15 protein-coding genes are annotated in these 14,527 nt (G+C 52.1%); 4 read left to right on the forward strand and 11 right to left on the reverse strand.

Annotated elements, in window-relative coordinates; translation table 11 throughout:
* Nucleotides 1-46: 46 nt before the first annotated feature.
* The 7 genes from ACJJI3_RS12925 to fabV all read right to left on the reverse strand — a co-directional run bounded on the left by ACJJI3_RS12925 (nucleotide 47) and on the right by fabV (nucleotide 6,804).
* The gene (locus tag ACJJI3_RS12925; RefSeq protein WP_444939980.1) at nucleotides 47-820 is read right to left on the reverse strand and encodes an MBL fold metallo-hydrolase; all 774 of its coding nucleotides are present in this window, start codon (nucleotides 818-820) and stop codon (nucleotides 47-49) included.
* A complete protein-coding gene (locus tag ACJJI3_RS12930) occupies nucleotides 820-2,013 on the reverse strand; it encodes an NlpB/DapX family lipoprotein (protein WP_444939981.1) in 1,194 nt (397 codons plus the stop codon). The genes ACJJI3_RS12925 and ACJJI3_RS12930 overlap by 1 nt, the downstream gene beginning before the upstream one ends.
* A 34-nt stretch (nucleotides 2,014-2,047) precedes the next feature.
* Nucleotides 2,048-2,923: a 4-hydroxy-tetrahydrodipicolinate synthase gene (dapA, locus tag ACJJI3_RS12935; RefSeq protein WP_282934185.1), complete on the reverse strand. Its 876-nt coding sequence runs from the start codon at nucleotides 2,921-2,923 to the stop codon at nucleotides 2,048-2,050.
* A 92-nt stretch (nucleotides 2,924-3,015) separates the two neighbouring features.
* Nucleotides 3,016-3,981 (reverse strand): LpxL/LpxP family Kdo(2)-lipid IV(A) lauroyl/palmitoleoyl acyltransferase, encoded by a 966-nt coding sequence (gene lpxL, locus ACJJI3_RS12940; RefSeq protein WP_444939982.1) that lies wholly within the window; start codon nucleotides 3,979-3,981, stop codon nucleotides 3,016-3,018.
* 106 nt (nucleotides 3,982-4,087) lie between these two features.
* Complete coding sequence (locus tag ACJJI3_RS12945) at nucleotides 4,088-4,321, reverse strand: DUF2789 family protein (protein ID WP_413664456.1); 234 nt, start codon at nucleotides 4,319-4,321, stop codon at nucleotides 4,088-4,090.
* A gap of 149 nt (nucleotides 4,322-4,470) precedes the next feature.
* Nucleotides 4,471-5,514 carry an NADP(H)-dependent aldo-keto reductase gene (locus ACJJI3_RS12950; RefSeq protein ID WP_444939983.1) on the reverse strand — a complete coding sequence of 348 codons (1,044 nt, stop codon included), beginning with the start codon at nucleotides 5,512-5,514 and terminating at the stop codon, nucleotides 4,471-4,473.
* 111 nt (nucleotides 5,515-5,625) lie between these two features.
* Entirely contained in the window at nucleotides 5,626-6,804 is a 1,179-nt protein-coding gene (gene fabV, locus ACJJI3_RS12955; RefSeq protein WP_444939984.1) for an enoyl-ACP reductase FabV, read from the reverse strand.
* Nucleotides 6,805-7,284: 480 nt separating this feature from the next.
* Here fabV and ACJJI3_RS12960 point away from each other — a divergent pair, with 480 nt between their 5' ends.
* The 3 genes from ACJJI3_RS12960 to ACJJI3_RS12970 all read left to right on the forward strand — a co-directional run bounded on the left by ACJJI3_RS12960 (nucleotide 7,285) and on the right by ACJJI3_RS12970 (nucleotide 9,162).
* A complete protein-coding gene (locus ACJJI3_RS12960; protein WP_444906363.1) occupies nucleotides 7,285-7,713 on the forward strand; it encodes an acyl-CoA thioesterase in 429 nt (142 codons plus the stop codon).
* A 79-nt stretch (nucleotides 7,714-7,792) separates the two neighbouring features.
* A complete protein-coding gene (locus ACJJI3_RS12965; RefSeq protein ID WP_444939985.1) occupies nucleotides 7,793-8,365 on the forward strand; it encodes a tRNA-(ms[2]io[6]A)-hydroxylase in 573 nt (190 codons plus the stop codon).
* A gap of 86 nt (nucleotides 8,366-8,451) precedes the next feature.
* On the forward strand, nucleotides 8,452-9,162 hold the full coding sequence (locus tag ACJJI3_RS12970) for a DUF2238 domain-containing protein (protein ID WP_444939986.1): 711 nt from the start codon (nucleotides 8,452-8,454) through the stop codon (nucleotides 9,160-9,162).
* Between the two features lie 9 nt (nucleotides 9,163-9,171).
* Here ACJJI3_RS12970 and ACJJI3_RS12975 read toward each other — a convergent pair whose 3' ends face one another.
* The gene (locus ACJJI3_RS12975; protein WP_444939987.1) at nucleotides 9,172-9,648 is read right to left on the reverse strand and encodes an Lrp/AsnC family transcriptional regulator; all 477 of its coding nucleotides are present in this window, start codon (nucleotides 9,646-9,648) and stop codon (nucleotides 9,172-9,174) included.
* Nucleotides 9,649-9,825: 177 nt separating this feature from the next.
* Here ACJJI3_RS12975 and ACJJI3_RS12980 point away from each other — a divergent pair, with 177 nt between their 5' ends.
* On the forward strand, nucleotides 9,826-11,499 hold the full coding sequence (locus ACJJI3_RS12980) for an aminotransferase class V-fold PLP-dependent enzyme (RefSeq protein ID WP_444939988.1): 1,674 nt from the start codon (nucleotides 9,826-9,828) through the stop codon (nucleotides 11,497-11,499).
* An 85-nt stretch (nucleotides 11,500-11,584) separates the two neighbouring features.
* Here the strand turns inward: ACJJI3_RS12980 and ACJJI3_RS12985 are convergent, their stop codons facing one another.
* The 3 genes from ACJJI3_RS12985 to ACJJI3_RS12995 are packed head-to-tail and all read right to left on the reverse strand — an operon-like array spanning nucleotide 11,585 to nucleotide 14,332.
* Nucleotides 11,585-11,914: a DUF2489 domain-containing protein gene (locus tag ACJJI3_RS12985; protein ID WP_444939989.1), complete on the reverse strand. Its 330-nt coding sequence runs from the start codon at nucleotides 11,912-11,914 to the stop codon at nucleotides 11,585-11,587.
* 13 nt (nucleotides 11,915-11,927) lie between these two features.
* A complete protein-coding gene (locus tag ACJJI3_RS12990; protein ID WP_444934919.1) occupies nucleotides 11,928-12,830 on the reverse strand; it encodes a universal stress protein in 903 nt (300 codons plus the stop codon).
* On the reverse strand, nucleotides 12,830-14,332 hold the full coding sequence (locus tag ACJJI3_RS12995) for a SulP family inorganic anion transporter (RefSeq protein ID WP_444939990.1): 1,503 nt from the start codon (nucleotides 14,330-14,332) through the stop codon (nucleotides 12,830-12,832). Before ACJJI3_RS12995 ends, ACJJI3_RS12990 begins: the two co-directional genes overlap by 1 nt.
* Nucleotides 14,333-14,527: the final 195 nt, after the last annotated feature.

Raw genomic sequence — 14,527 nt, forward strand, 5'->3', positions numbered from 1 at the left:
ATTTTGTCGCATTTAAACAGATATAAGCTGGGGATAGATAGCGACCTTAACTTCGGCTTTCCACTGTAAGCCAGTCAAAGCCTTCCTGCTGACAGGCAAAAATACAGCTCTCCACTGTTTCGGCAACCTCTGCCAGGGCCTCCTTTGCCAGGGCAAGGCTGTTATTTTTTTCACTGATATGGGCTACAACCAGATGCTGTAGCTGTTCATAGCCAACGCGCTGTAGAAAGCCAGCAGCCTGCTGATTACTCAGGTGGCCATAGGCACCTCCAACGCGTCGCTTCAACGAAGGTGGATAGGGTCCTTGAGCGAGCATCAGAGGGTCGTGATTTGCCTCTAGAACCAAGGCATCACAATCACCAAAGTGCGCTTCAACATGAGGGGTGATAGTCCCCAGATCCGTCAACAAGCCCAGACTGCTACCGCGACAGCGAAACACAAACTGCGCCGCCTCACGGGCATCGTGGGGAACCGCGACCGGGGTTACTTCAATATCAGCGACGACAAAGGGCTGGTGCCCCTCAATTAAGTGCAGCTCCGGTAACTTGCCAATATCACGCGCCTTAAAAGTACCGGGCGTCAGGTAGACAGGCAGGCCATATCTGCGCGCAAGTGGACCTACACCAGAGAGGTGATCGCTGTGTTCGTGGGTAACCACAATCGCAGAGATATCAGCGGGAGACATATCGAGCCGCGCCATACGGCGTTCGGTTTCCTTGATGGTAAAACCGCAGTCAACCAAAAGAAAGTGGTCGCCACTGGCGACCACTGTTCCATTGCCTTTACTGCCGCTTCCCAAAGAGGCGAAGCGCAGGCCCATTAAATAAGGTTCTGCTGGATAGATTGAAGCAGCTGGGAAGCTTCATTCTTTGAAAGCGGCTGTCCGCGAGTATCGCGCACGCGCACTTCAATCTCATCGTCATTGCCACGAATAACAATCAGATAGCCGGGATAAGCCTCGCTTGTAGCGGTTTCTACTCCCAGGCCTTTGATTTCCTTGAAGAGAGCAGGTTCAGCACCCTCAGTCATATCAATTCCAGCCAAGATCTGCTGTAGGCTTACCTGATCAGCGCTCTCTGCCAGCTCATCTTCATCGCTCTTGCTACCCCAGGAGAACCAACCTCCGTCGCCATCTTCCTCATCAGAAGCAAGTGCACGGTCTTCATCGTAGGTGACGTAAAAAAGTCCAATATCGGAATCTTCACGGTGTAGACGATAAGCACCAGAATTCACAGCATGAGCGACAGTAGCCCAGGCCCGATCCATTTCGAGCCCCATTGCAATATAGGGCTCATGACCAGCAGGCTCCCTCAACTGGACCTTAAGTGAGCTGCTACCAATTGCCTGGGCAACCAAAGACGCTGTAGCAGCAGCTGTTTCTGACGCCAGAGCCGTGGACATTTCATCAATCATCCACCCTTCTCGCTCAGGGCTCGAAGAGCGGTCTGGCCAATTAACGCTACCGCCAACCGGGGCAGCAGAAGGCACAGACAAGTGGCGTACATGAATCTCTGTCGTATCGGGTTGCACACCGGTTTCTACCTGCAAGCGATACTTATCTTTAGTGTCAGGGCTCTCTTTAAAGGCCATCCAAGCAGTTTCCATCACACCCGCATTGGCATCTGACATTTCTATATTCAAGCCTGAGCTGCGAAGGAATTGGTGCAACTGGGGCCACACCTCTTCAGGAGGCTGGGATACCAGCACCCAGCGATTTCCGCCGAGCTTTTGAATCTTTACTCTCTCCAGACCCGCATTCACTGAAAGCGCTTGAGGACGCGGAACTTCAAATTCCCCTTGGGCCAGCTGCTCTCCTGCAATCTGGGGGATCTCATAGAGTTCCTCCTGGTGCTTGGTATTAACACCTTCAGGTATCCGCAGAGGCGTCAGGCTATCGGCATGCTGGTAATCATTACTGCGATCGCGGAAATAGCCATCGTTGCCGAACACACCGCACCCCGCCAGTGTAATACTGGAGATAAAGAGCCCGGCTCCAACGGTCAATTTTTTCATTAAAGCTATCCTGGTTAATTCTCAGTTCGCGGGTTTAGAGTACACCGGCACTGCGCAGAGCTTCGCGCACTGTTCCGTGGTGCTCAGGGGATAAACTTGTCAGAGGCAGGCGTATTCCACCGTCGACACGACCCATCTCCCGGAGAGCCCATTTCACCGGTATCGGGTTGGACTCCAAAAACAGCACTTTGTGCAATATTTGTATTCGCTGGTCAATTGTCCGTGCAGTCACCGCATCACCGGCCAGCGCAGCTTCACACATTTGGGCCACTGCTGCGGGGGCCACATTAGCGGTTACACTAATATTTCCATGACCACCCAGTAACATTAGTTCAACCGCGGTACTATCGTCGCCAGAGTAAACGGCAAACCCTTCGGGCAGAGTATCTATTAAAACCTTAGCCCGCTCCAGATCACCGGTGGCTTCCTTGATGCCTACGATATTGCCGACCAACGCCAGGCGCTGTACCGTCTCCGGCAACATGTCAACTGCTGTGCGGCCGGGAACATTGTAGAGAATTTGGGGAATGGAGACAGCCTTGGCCACCGCACGATAGTGCTGGTAGAGGCCTTCTTGGGTGGGCTTATTGTAATAAGGTGTAACCAGCAGGCAGGCATCTGCACCACATCGGGCGGCATTCTCTGTAAGGTCAATCGCTTCAGAAGTAGAGTTTGCGCCAGTTCCAGCAATCACTGGCACTCGACCTGCCACTTGGTCCACAACACGTCGAATAACCTCAATATGCTCATTGAAGTCCAAGGTTGCAGATTCACCGGTAGTCCCCACCGCAACCAGTGCTCGGGTCCCCTGCTCGATATGCCACTCAACGAGGTTGTGCAGGCTGTCCCAATCCGGGCTTCCGTCTGCGTACATTGGGGTGGCCAGGGCCACCATACTACCGGTTAACATCCTCACTCCTTATTTTTTGCACTCCACCCGGAATACCACCGCCAGAGTCAGTTCAGTATGTTACTTAGGCCAGGGTATCTGCGCCAGTGCGACTAGCTCGCCACTCTTTTGCGTTTCTTTTTCTTTTTGCGTACCCCGTGATACACGTTTTCTGCCCCTTCAGGACGGGTCTTAAAACGGCGATGCACCCACATGTATTGTTCTGGGGCTTCGCGAATACGTGCTTCGATAAACTGGTTCACCAAAATGGCATCTTGCAACTCATCTCCCGAAGGGATCTGATCAATAGGATCGTAAATCTTCAAATGGTAACCTGAGCCATCATCCAGTCGTGTCACCACATAGGGCACCACTTTGGCCTTGCCGACCCTGGCGAACCGTGAGGTTCCCGTAACAGTCGCCGCCGGAACATCAAAAAAAGGAGCAAATATCCCCTGCTTAATCCCGTAATCCTGATCTGGAGCATACCAGACCGCACGCCCGCGCTGCAGAGCTCTCAATACCCCGCGCACATCTTTACGCTGATAAACACTGCCATTCTCTGTATGGCGCTCTCGCCCCTTGCGCTGCATGTAGTCGTAAACCGGGTTTTTGTGCGGCCGATACATGCCATCGAGAGTAATACTCATCCCCATCATGGCGGCGCCGATTTCCAGGGTAGTGAAATGCATAGCCATCAGGAGAACGCCCTGGCCTTGAGCCTGGATGGCCTGCAGGGCTTCCAGGCCTTCAAAGGTAAAGCGTTTCCGTAACCACGCTGCAGAGCGAAACCAAGCCATACCGGTTTCCATCAAGGCGATACCACTGGACTCAAAATTACGCCTGAGAAGTTCAGCTCGCTCATCTTCCCCCAGCTCGGGGAAGCACAGCGCGAGATTGCGTTCAGCAATCGTGCGCCGGCTGGTAGCTACTCTTAGCATTAGGCGGCCAAACGCACGACCCATGGCCAACTGCCAGCGATAGGGCAGTTGCGCGATCAAAAACCATAGTGCAAAAAGCAGCCAGGTCAGCCAGTAGCGAGGATGCAGCAGCGCCGCGCGAAATCGGGGTTTTTCCATCAGATCTATATCAGGGTGTGGCGCCGAGGCGCAACCTAAGTCGGTTGAAAACGACGTAGTATACCCTATGCGAGGAGAGCGGGAACTGCGTAACAACCACAGGAGGTCAGTGCCTTAATAGGGTGTCCAACTCATCCACTGCGACACACCAATCCGAATCATCCAAGATGGCATTCTCCAGGAACTCTCGTTGCCCATCGCTCCAAAAGGAGGCGGAGGAAAGCTTCTCGTGACGGTGCAAATAGTGCGTGACCAGAAATTCATGGATCTGTGCATCTTCAGACGCCAGCCCCAACTGGGAAAACAGGTCCTTCAGTGTGTGATGTCCAGTAGTTTCCATAACGATTACCGCTATCTATTCTGGCAGCCAGATTTTCATGGCGACTACCCCAATTATAGTTGGGCAGCCCCTGATTCATTCCGCATTATTCCTGCGGGGCTTTCAGAGGCATCACAGGCTTTCATCAATAGAAATCAGGCTCTGCCCTTTTAGGGCGCCGGGTTGGGATTCCCCTGGTGTATAGCCTCGATAGCCGCTAATTGCTCACCATCTAAGGTAATTTCAACGCTGGAAATATTGGAACGCAATTGCTCGATAGTTGTGGCGCCAATGATATTTGAAGTGACAAATGGCTGCTGATTCACGAATGCCAGTGCCATCTGCGCAGGGTCCAGACCAAACTCCCGGGCCAAATCCACATAGGCCTGGGTCGCAGCCAGGGTTCGCTCTCCAGCGTAGCGCTGAAAGCGATCATATCGGGTAAGTCGTGCACCCTCAGGCTTCCTTCCCCCCAGATACTTGCCCGAAAGAACCCCAAATGCGAGGGGGGAGTACGCCAATAGGCCACACCTCTCGCGAATAGCAATTTCAGCGCAGCCAACTTCAAAAGCCCTGTTTAAAAGACTGTAGGGGTTTTGAATCGATACAATCCTTGGCTTTCCGTAGGCAATCGACTGCTGCAGGTACTCAAACATACCCCAGGGGGTCTCATTCGAAACACCGATATGACGAACCTTACCTTGCTCAACCAACTCCTCAAGCGCGCCCAATGTTTCAGCTATAGACACACCATCGTCGCTGCCGTGGACATAGTCCAGGCGCCCGAAGAAATTAGTTTGCCTTTCAGGCCAGTGGACCTGGTAGAGGTCGATATAGTCAGTGCGCAAGCGTTTTAAGGAATCGTCACAGGCCTGCAAAATCTGCTCTCGACTCAGGCGGGGACCCGAGCGAATATGGCCAACACCTGAATTGGCGGCACTGCGGCCCGCCACTTTAGTTGCGACAACAACCTGGTGCCTGCCTCCTCGCGCAGCCAACCAGTTGCCGATATATTCCTCGGTTCTACCCTGGGTTTCTGGCCGTGGCGGTACGGGATACATTTCCGCACAATCAATAAAATTAACCCCCTGAGATATTGCATAGTCGAGCTGCTCAGCGGATTCAGCTTCATTATTTTGTTCACCATAAGTCATGGTGCCCAGGCAAATCTGGCTGACCTTAAGGTTGGTGGTGCCGAGTTGGCGATACTCCATTGAAGAGCCCCCATAAACCGAAAAACCGGATTATGCAGCTTTGCTAGGAAGAGTTGTAGAAGTGCGTTACGGAAGGGGAAACGGGACTCCCAAATGGAGTCCCGAATAAAATCAGTCGAATTTGGTATCTACCATGGGTGAGGTGTCTGCATCGTAATCAATGCCATCAACACCAAATCCAAACAGCTTGAGGAAGTCCGCCTGATAGCCCTTGAAGTCAGTCAAGTCAAACAGGTTCTCAGCAGTTACCTCTGGCCAGAGCTTTTCGATCTTCGCCTGAGTCTCAGGGCGCAGCTCTTTCTCGTCCATACGTAAGCGGTTCACATCATCGAGACGTGGAGTATCGGTATAGAGCCCCTCAGTGTAGAGGCGGTATAACTGTTCGATACAGCCCTCATGAGTCCCCTCTTCTTTCATGATTTTGTACGCAAGAGAGATATAGAGTGGCATCACCGGAATAGCAGAGCTGGATTGGGTAACCAGCGCCTTCAAAACGGCAACGTTAGCCGCAGCCTTACCGTTATCGGTGATCGCTTTTGCCGCGCGATCAAGATCTTCTTTAGCTTTACCGATAGTCGCGTGACCATAAATCGGCCAGGTCAACTTTTCACCGATATAGGTATAAGCCACAGTTTTGCAGTTATCAGCCAATACCCCGGCATCACCGAGGGCCTGCATCCACAGTTCCCAGTCTTCACCACCCATAACTTTGACGGTATTTGCGATCTCTTCGTCGCTCGCCGGCTCCAAAGTAATATCGGAAATCTCCAGCTTGTCAGTGTTCAGATTCTTGGCAGTGTAAGATTTGTTAATGGGCTTGAGTACAGAGCTATACAGCTCACCGCTTTTCGGATCTGTGCGACGCGGGGATGCCAAGCTGTAAACCACGAGATCAACCTGACCTAGGTCTTCTTTGATCATCTCTACAGTCTGGGCTTTCACCTCATCTGAAAAGGCATCGCCATTGATACTCTTTGCGTAAAGCCCCGCTTTGTGTGCCTCCTGCTCAAAAGCTGCGGAATTGTAATAACCCGCAGAAGCCGTGCGCTTTTCAGTAGGCGGCTTCTCGAAGAACACACCAAGGGTGCTTGCGCCGCAACCAAAAGCAGCTGTAATTCGCGATGCCAGGCCGTAGCCTGTGGAGGCACCTATCACCAGCACCTTTTTGGGCCCATTTTCGACCGCTGGCTGGGACTGAATATACTCAATCTGCTCGCGTACGTTAGCAGCGCAGCCCTGCGGGTGGGCATTGGTACAAATAAAACCGCGTACTTTCGGCTGGATGATCATCCTTACAGTCTCTCCCTTCGTCTTTTGGGAATCGTTGTTACCTGATTACAGATACGCTGGTGGCGCTCCGGAGAACTATCAACCTAAGGTCGTGAGTGCGACGCCTGGGTCAGGTTCGTGGGCCATTCTAATCTCTGTCGCCGAGGAGTCCCATAGCGGTATTTCCCACAATCGATAGATGACGTCCAAAATATCTACTATCCCGGCCAAAGCGCCATATCCTGTTCAAAACCCAAACAGGAAATCGATATTTCCTGACTTTCCTGCACATAAAAGGGGCTACAGTGATTAATGTCGCGCCAAGCCGGTGCCACAAAAGGGCTAATTGACATATTTCCACAGGAAAATTCATCAACCGCGCTTTTTCTGGCTTGGCACGCTGTATGCAGTCTCACCAGTGAAGGAAGCTTTTCGCTGTCATACAGCAAGCCAGGGATGGCTCGAGCGTTGTTAAACCTGTAGTAAGTTAGGAAGGTCAGAGTGAAATACTATTCGCGACACTGTGTGAAACCCGGAGACCTCAATCCCGCCCAGCGCCTGTTTGGCGGACAGCTACTGTCCTGGATTGATGAGGAAGCAGCAATCTTTGCCGGCTGCCAGATGGGTACTCCAATGCTGGTCACCAAACTGATGTCGGAAATTGACTTCGTCAGCTCCGCTTGCTGCGGTGATGTGGTGGAGTTTGGATTCGAAGTGGTTGGTATCGGCCAAACCTCTCTCACAGTCCATTGTGAGGTTCGCAACAAACAGTCACAGCAGCTGATTGTGCAAGTAGACCAAATTGTTTTTGTCGCGCTGGACGCACATGGCAAGCCCACCCCTCACGCAAAGGCCGGCATGTCCCTGGAACAGGCCCGAATTGTTACTCAACAAGAGCGGGAGGTTCGCGAACGCAGAATTGCCAGCTGACTCTACCCCGGAGCAATAACGCTCTAGAGCAGTGAACCGGTGGCGGTATACTGACGCTTTGCACTAACCGCCATCGACTATGTTTGAACTGCGATTTCACACCCCCAAACCCTGGGCTCAAGTGGTGCTCGCCGACTTTGATCGATTCCTGCAAGACCATGCTGCCGCAGAGAAAAAGGCCTCCGGCATGGCGGTATCCATGTTCTCCCACTATCCCGACAAGCCCGTTTTAGTGGAAGCCATGATCAACCTGGCACTGGAAGAAATGAACCACTTCCGCCAGGTTATCAAGATTATGCATGATCGAGGGATCTACCAGGCACCGGATGTGAAAGACCCGTATATCAACACCCTGCGCCAACTGATTCGCCGGGGGCCCGATGAATACTTGATGGACCGCCTGCTCACCGCAGCGATTATCGAAGCGCGGGGGTGCGAGCGCTTTGGACTGGTGGCTGAAGCTCTGCCAGCTGGCCCCCTGAAGACCTTCTACCAGGTCATCACCGATAGCGAAGCTCGCCACCACGAACTATTTGTCGAACTCGCCCTGGAGTACTTTCCCCGCGAAAAAGTGGAAGCGAGGCTATCTGAATTACTCGACGAGGAAGCCGAGATTACTACCGCACTTCCACACCGCGCAGCATTGCATTAGCGGACCGTAATTCAACGCAATTCCTATTCCCCTCCAATGGTGTATCCTGGCGCCAATCTCTAGCCCGACGTAGAGGCGCCAAACATATGCAGATTTTCCTTCGCCAACACTGGTTCCGCCTGTTCTTATTGACCACATTTGCCATTACCTGGGCCTGGTCTGCCTGGAACCCCCTGCACCCCGATGACTGGTTGCTGGAGAACTATCTGGTATTTGCCGCTCTACCGATCATTTTGATCAGTGCACGGAGTTTTCCCTTATCGAATATCTCCTATACATTGATCACCATCTTCATGTGCCTTCATGTGATCGGCTCTCACTACACCTATGCCGAAACGCCTTTTGGCTACACCTTGCAGGAATGGCTGGGCTCCGATCGCAATATGTACGACCGCCTGGTGCATTTCAGCTTTGGCCTTCTCCTGGCCTATCCGGTGCGAGAGGTTCTTGTGCGCCTGGCGCAGCTACGTGGATTCTGGGCCTATTTCTTCCCGGTAGACGTGACTTTTGCGCTCTCATCAATCTACGAAATCATCGAGTGGCAAGCGGCAAAAGCTGTCTCTCCAGAATTGGGCGCAGCTTTCCTCGGCTCTCAGGGAGACATCTGGGATGCGCAGAAAGACATGCTGCTGGCGGGGCTCGGCTCTATCACCACCATGCTGGTGGTACTCGCCCTGAACCTGTGGTTGAACTCCAACGCCTGGAGTGAGATTCGCAACAGCCTTAAGGCCTCCCCGGGTGACAGTGCCCTGGGAGAAACCCGCTTGCGCCACTGGTGGAGTAATCGACGCGGCTAGAGTCCACCCCTATTTGGACAATGCATGATTAAGTGGTAAACGGGTTGTCTGCTTCATCGTCTCCATAACAAAACTGGAGCTGACATCAAACAGGTCGGCCTTGATCAGTTCCTTATAGAGACGATCGTAGCCAGGCATATCGGTGACTACCGCTTTGATCAGATAGTCCAAATCTCCACTCATACGATGGACCTCAAGGATTTCAGCCACCCCCTGTATCAATTCGCCAAAACGGGCGGCCCACTGATCATTGTGCTGGTTGGTACGAATTGAAATATAGACCGTCAGCGGCAAGTTCAGTTTTTGCTGATCGAGGAGGGTAACCCTGTCGCAAATCACCCCCTCATCCTCAAGACGGTGAATGCGGCGCCAACATGCCGACTTGGACATCCCAACCCGCTCGGCAATATCCCCCACTGACAGGGTCGCATCAGCCTGCAACAGTTCGAGTATTGCCCTATCCAGTTTGCTTAATCCTTCAGTCATCACTCAGTCCCCGCCTCGCCCAATCATACAAAATAACGCTTTATGGCACAGTTTTACGATTTAAATCTTATTATCGGCACATTCATTCATAAATTACATAATAAAAGATACAAGTAGAGACATTGTTTCAAGCATTCGGGACTAAAGTGAGCCCCACAAAACAGGGGAAAGGAAATCATGACAGACCTGATAATGCACATCCGCGACTCGGTAATCGGCGAATTGCAAGCAATCGTAACGCCGTTTGGAAAACGTCCTCTGGTGTACGCCGATTACACAGCTTCCGGTCGTGCACTGACATTTATCGAAGAGACTATCCGCCAGCAGGTACTGCCCTTCTATGCCAATACCCACAGCGAGAGTTCCTATACCGGTGCCCATACCACCGCGCTACGAGAGCAAGCCCGTGAAGAAATTCGTCAGGCAGTCAACGCCAGCGATAACCATAAAGTGATTTTTTGTGGTTCTGGTGCAACAGCGGCGATCAACAAATTGATCGATATTCTCAACTTGCGCCTGCCCGCAGACCTGGATAGGCAACACCAGCTCTTAAGTAGAATTCCCGAACATGATCGCCCAGTTATTTTTATCGGCCCATACGAGCACCACTCCAATGAACTCCCCTGGCGAGAGAGCATTGCCGATTTGATCGCTATTCCACTGGATCAAAGAGGCAAACTTGACCTTGAAGTACTGGAATCAGAACTGCGTGCCCATGCCCATAGACCATTTAAAATCGGCAGTTTTTCTGCGGCCTCTAACGTAACCGGAATCAAAACAGATGTAGAGGCAGTGACTGCACTCCTTAAAAAACACGGAGCTTTATCATTTTGGGACTACGCCGCCGCAGCACCCTATGTGCAAATTAATATGCAAGGGCCAGCAACGCCGGATAGCCACTACCAAAAGGATGCCGTGTTTATCTCCCCGCACAAATTCATCGGAGGACCTGGCACCCCAGGTATTCTGGTTGTACACGAAGATCTGCTGAAAAATTCGGTACCTGCCACACCGGGAGGCGGTACCGTCCTTTATGTCACGCCGGAAGATCACCGCTATCTGGAAGACGCCGAGCGCAGTGAAGAGGGCGGCACCCCAGCCATTATCGAGTCGATCAGGGCCGGAATGGTTTTCAGACTTCAACAGACGGTGGGCACAAAAGAGATTGGTCGACGCGAAACCCAATTTTTACAGCGGGCACTGCAACGCTGGTCGGAGGAAGAGGCCATTGAGATACTCGGCAATACTGACTCTGCGCGACTATCCATCATCTCCCTGCGAATTAAATGGAACAATAAGGACCTTCACTACGGTTTTGTAGTGGCATTGCTCAATGACCTATTTGGTATTCAGGTTCGCGGAGGCTGCTCCTGTGCCGGTCCCTATGGGCACGCTTTATTGGGTATCGATATGGCCCACAGTAAATCCCTGGAAGAACAAATCCTGCAAGGTCACAAGGTACTGAGACCCGGTTGGATAAGACTCAATTTTAACTATTTTATCAGCGAGGAGGTCTTCGAATACTTATTGGAGGCAATGGCCCTGGTCGCCAACTACGGCTGGAGATTGTTGCCGTTTTACCGTTTTGACCCACTCACCGGCGTATGGCGATATCAGGATAAAAAAATGAAGACATCGCTTGATATTTCTCAGCTGACATTTACCGAGAAAGACACGCAACAAGAGCAGGAGAACCGTTGCAACTTAGATCTTAAGAGCTATTTAATGATGGGAGAAAAAGAGCTTCGCAAAGTTGGTCGCGAAGCCCATTTCTACGATTTAAGACTACCTGATGAAGCAGAACCCCTACGCTGGTTTGCCAGCCCCCGGGAAGCGGCACTGGCACTTTAGGTAGAGTGTCGACTATCACCGCTAGCAAAGGTGCACATTAGCGAGTGCAGTCTAGACTGGACCTGGGTATTTATACCCTCACTCGTTAAACGCTAAACCTTGCAATGATAGATTTACATTCAGATAAAGATACTTCTTTTGCCCACTTAACATACTTTTGTATTTCTGGCTCATGTCTATCCAGCGCTTCCTCTGACCAGTACTGCCTCACTGAGCCAATTGGCAAATGATCAGTTTCCGACAAAATACCTGTGAAAACTACGAAATCACTGTCGTTCTCTGCTAGACCAACTTCAAATCTCAGCGAGGACAGCTCGATTGCCCCCTCTAAATAGTGGATGGAGCCGTCAAGCATGCCCACTGCAACCTCAACTGCACGCTGACGCTGTCTAGCAATATATTCATGTCGACTCATTTTCACAGGATATTTAACGCAACAGCAACAGAGGCTGGCGGGCTTTCAACAACATTTTTACGGTGATGCTTCCCATCAGAAGGTCGTGCAGGCGGTTGTGACTGAAAGCTCCCATCACGGTTAGGTCAATCTGGTGCTCGGTTTGGTAGGCCACCAAAGCTTCAACGGTATTGCCGGTGAGATTACTGGCAGTGCAAGTGAGTCCTGCAGAATCCAGTTTGGCCGAGGCTTCAGCCAACAAACTCTCCGCAGTTTCAGCGGGCCCTACATAGACAAGGTGACAGGAGAGTTCGCGAAATAATGGGCTCTCTGCAACCATCGCCAATGCCTTGCATGAGGCCTCACTGCCATCGTAGGCAAGCATCACCCTACTGGGCTCTGTGAAGTCCCGATTGACCACCAGAATCGGCTTGTGCAGTGAGCGCACTACTGTCTCCAGATGAGCGCCAAGTCCACGCTCAGAATCCCCGTGCTCTTCACCGCGAATTCCCAACACCAGCGCGCGAATGGAATCTTCCATTTCCACCACTGATTCTGTCAGGCTGTCGTGACGCTGGCAGGCTTTAATATTTTGCACACCGGCATCTTCGGCGCGGCTACGGGCGGCCTGTAGCATCAGTTTGCCCTGCTGCACCATTAACTGCGCCCGCTGCTGCTCCAGCGCAGTTAACTCTTCCAGCAACTCCTCCTGACTTCCCAGGCCAATACTGCCGGTAAAATCGGTTACCGCAGGGACACTGCTCCTTTCGATGTTGTGCAACAGCTTCAGCGGTGCTTGCAGGCTCCTGGCCAGCCAGGCCGAGTAATCACACACCGCTCCAGTGTAATGAGAGCCATCGATACAAGAGAGTATCAATGGCGCCTTGCCGCCATTACCTGTGTTCTCATTGTTATTTTCGCTGTTGCTTACGGCCATCAATGTCCTCCAAGAACCCGCTCAATTTCCTCGGGCTTATCGTGTACGCCAAAACGGTCGACGATCGTTTCACTGGCCTCATTCAGTCCTACCAGCTCAACTTGTGCTCCCTCGCGGCGGAACTTAAGCACCACCTTATCCAGCGCATTAACCCCGGAAACATCCCAGAAATGCGCGCGGTTGAGGTCGATCACCACCGTATCCACCACCTCTTTGAAATCAAATAAAGCGGTAAACTTATCGGCTGAATTGAAAAATACCTGCCCAATGACCTTGTAAGTGCGGCGACTCTGCTTTTCATCCAGGGAGCTGCTCACATACATAAAGTGACTGACTTTGTTGGCAAAGAACAGCGATGCCAACAGCACACCGACAAATACACCATAGGCCAGGTTGTGAGTCCACACTACCACAACCACAGTGGCCAGCATGACCAAATTTGTAGAGAGTGGGTAGTGCTTCAGGTTGCGGATGGAGCCCCAGTCAAAGGTGCCGATAGAGACCATAATCATGACTGCCACCAGCGCCGCCATGGGGATCACAGCAACCCAGTCACTGATAAACACTACCAATGTCAGCAGACCGATACCGGCCACCAGAGTGGAAAGACGGCCGCGGCCACCGGATTTCACATTAATAACAGACTGGCCGATCATCGCACAGCCAGCCATACCACCCAGGGTACCCGCAGCAATATTGGCAATACCCTGACCTTTACACTCGCGGTTCTTGTCACTGGTAGTATCCGTCAGGTCGTCGACAATCGTCGCCGTCATCAGGGATTCCAGCAAGCCCACAACGGCCAGACCTGCGGAGTAGGGAAAGATAATCTGTAAGGTTTCAAAGTTAAGCGGAACTTCTGGCCAGAGGAACACAGGCAGAGTATCCGGCAGCTCACCCATATCGCCGACAGTGCGAATATCCAATCCCATCGTCACTGCCACTGCGGTGAGGAGCAGAATACACACCAGCGGTGATGGCACAGCCTTGCCAATCACGGGGATATAAGGGAACAGGTAAATAATCCCCAGACCCGCCGCCGTCATTGCATAGACTTCCCAGGTACCGCCGATCAATTCCGGCATTTGCGCCAGGAATATCAATATTGCCAGGGCATTGACGAACCCCGTCACCACAGCCCGGGAGACAAAACTCATTAAGCTCCCCAGCTTCAGGTAACCCGCAATAATCTGCAGTACCCCCGTCAATAAGGTTGCCGCAAGCAGATATTGCAACCCGTGTTCTTTCACCAGGGTCACCATCAGCAGAGCCATGGCCCCGGTGGCAGCGGAGATCATTCCCGGGCGACCGCCGACAAATGCAATCACAACGGCGATACAGAAAGAGGCGTAGAGCCCGACCCTGGGGTCAACGCCCGCAATGATCGAGAAAGCGATGGCTTCGGGTATCAAAGCCAGGGCCACTACCAGGCCGGCGAGAACATCCCGACGTATGTTGCCGAACCAGTCGGCTTTGGTCGATGAAAGCAGCGAAGGAAACATAGGAGACAGCTAATTAAATTGAGATTGATCAAAAAAAGGCCGCGCACTCTACCATAAACAGCAGCAACCCCGCATGGCGCAGCCTCCCTCTCCCCACTTTTCCTCTGACAAATATCAGAACTGTCCACTGCCGTCCGACCGCAGACAAGACGGACACCGGACACTTTTTGCGGACACCATTAAGAAAACAAAAAA

Source organism: Microbulbifer maximicatervae (SeqCode), assembly GCF_052466985.1.

Coding starts and splice junctions, on each gene's coding strand:
- ACJJI3_RS12975 (WP_444939987.1), bottom strand. CDS start 9,648: ATGACTGAAGGATTAAGCAAACTGGATAGGGCAATACTCGAACTGTTG.
- dapA (WP_282934185.1), bottom strand. CDS start 2,923: ATGTTAACCGGTAGTATGGTGGCCCTGGCCACCCCAATGTACGCAGAC.
- ACJJI3_RS12970 (WP_444939986.1), top strand. CDS start 8,452: ATGCAGATTTTCCTTCGCCAACACTGGTTCCGCCTGTTCTTATTGACC.
- ACJJI3_RS12950 (WP_444939983.1), bottom strand. CDS start 5,514: ATGGAGTATCGCCAACTCGGCACCACCAACCTTAAGGTCAGCCAGATT.
- ACJJI3_RS12945 (WP_413664456.1), bottom strand. CDS start 4,321: ATGGAAACTACTGGACATCACACACTGAAGGACCTGTTTTCCCAGTTG.
- ACJJI3_RS12930 (WP_444939981.1), bottom strand. CDS start 2,013: ATGAAAAAATTGACCGTTGGAGCCGGGCTCTTTATCTCCAGTATTACA.
- ACJJI3_RS12995 (WP_444939990.1), bottom strand. CDS start 14,332: ATGTTTCCTTCGCTGCTTTCATCGACCAAAGCCGACTGGTTCGGCAAC.
- fabV (WP_444939984.1), bottom strand. CDS start 6,804: ATGATCATCCAGCCGAAAGTACGCGGTTTTATTTGTACCAATGCCCAC.
- ACJJI3_RS12925 (WP_444939980.1), bottom strand. CDS start 820: ATGGGCCTGCGCTTCGCCTCTTTGGGAAGCGGCAGTAAAGGCAATGGA.
- ACJJI3_RS12990 (WP_444934919.1), bottom strand. CDS start 12,830: ATGGCCGTAAGCAACAGCGAAAATAACAATGAGAACACAGGTAATGGC.
- ACJJI3_RS12965 (WP_444939985.1), top strand. CDS start 7,793: ATGTTTGAACTGCGATTTCACACCCCCAAACCCTGGGCTCAAGTGGTG.
- lpxL (WP_444939982.1), bottom strand. CDS start 3,981: ATGGAAAAACCCCGATTTCGCGCGGCGCTGCTGCATCCTCGCTACTGG.
- ACJJI3_RS12985 (WP_444939989.1), bottom strand. CDS start 11,914: ATGAGTCGACATGAATATATTGCTAGACAGCGTCAGCGTGCAGTTGAG.
- ACJJI3_RS12980 (WP_444939988.1), top strand. CDS start 9,826: ATGACAGACCTGATAATGCACATCCGCGACTCGGTAATCGGCGAATTG.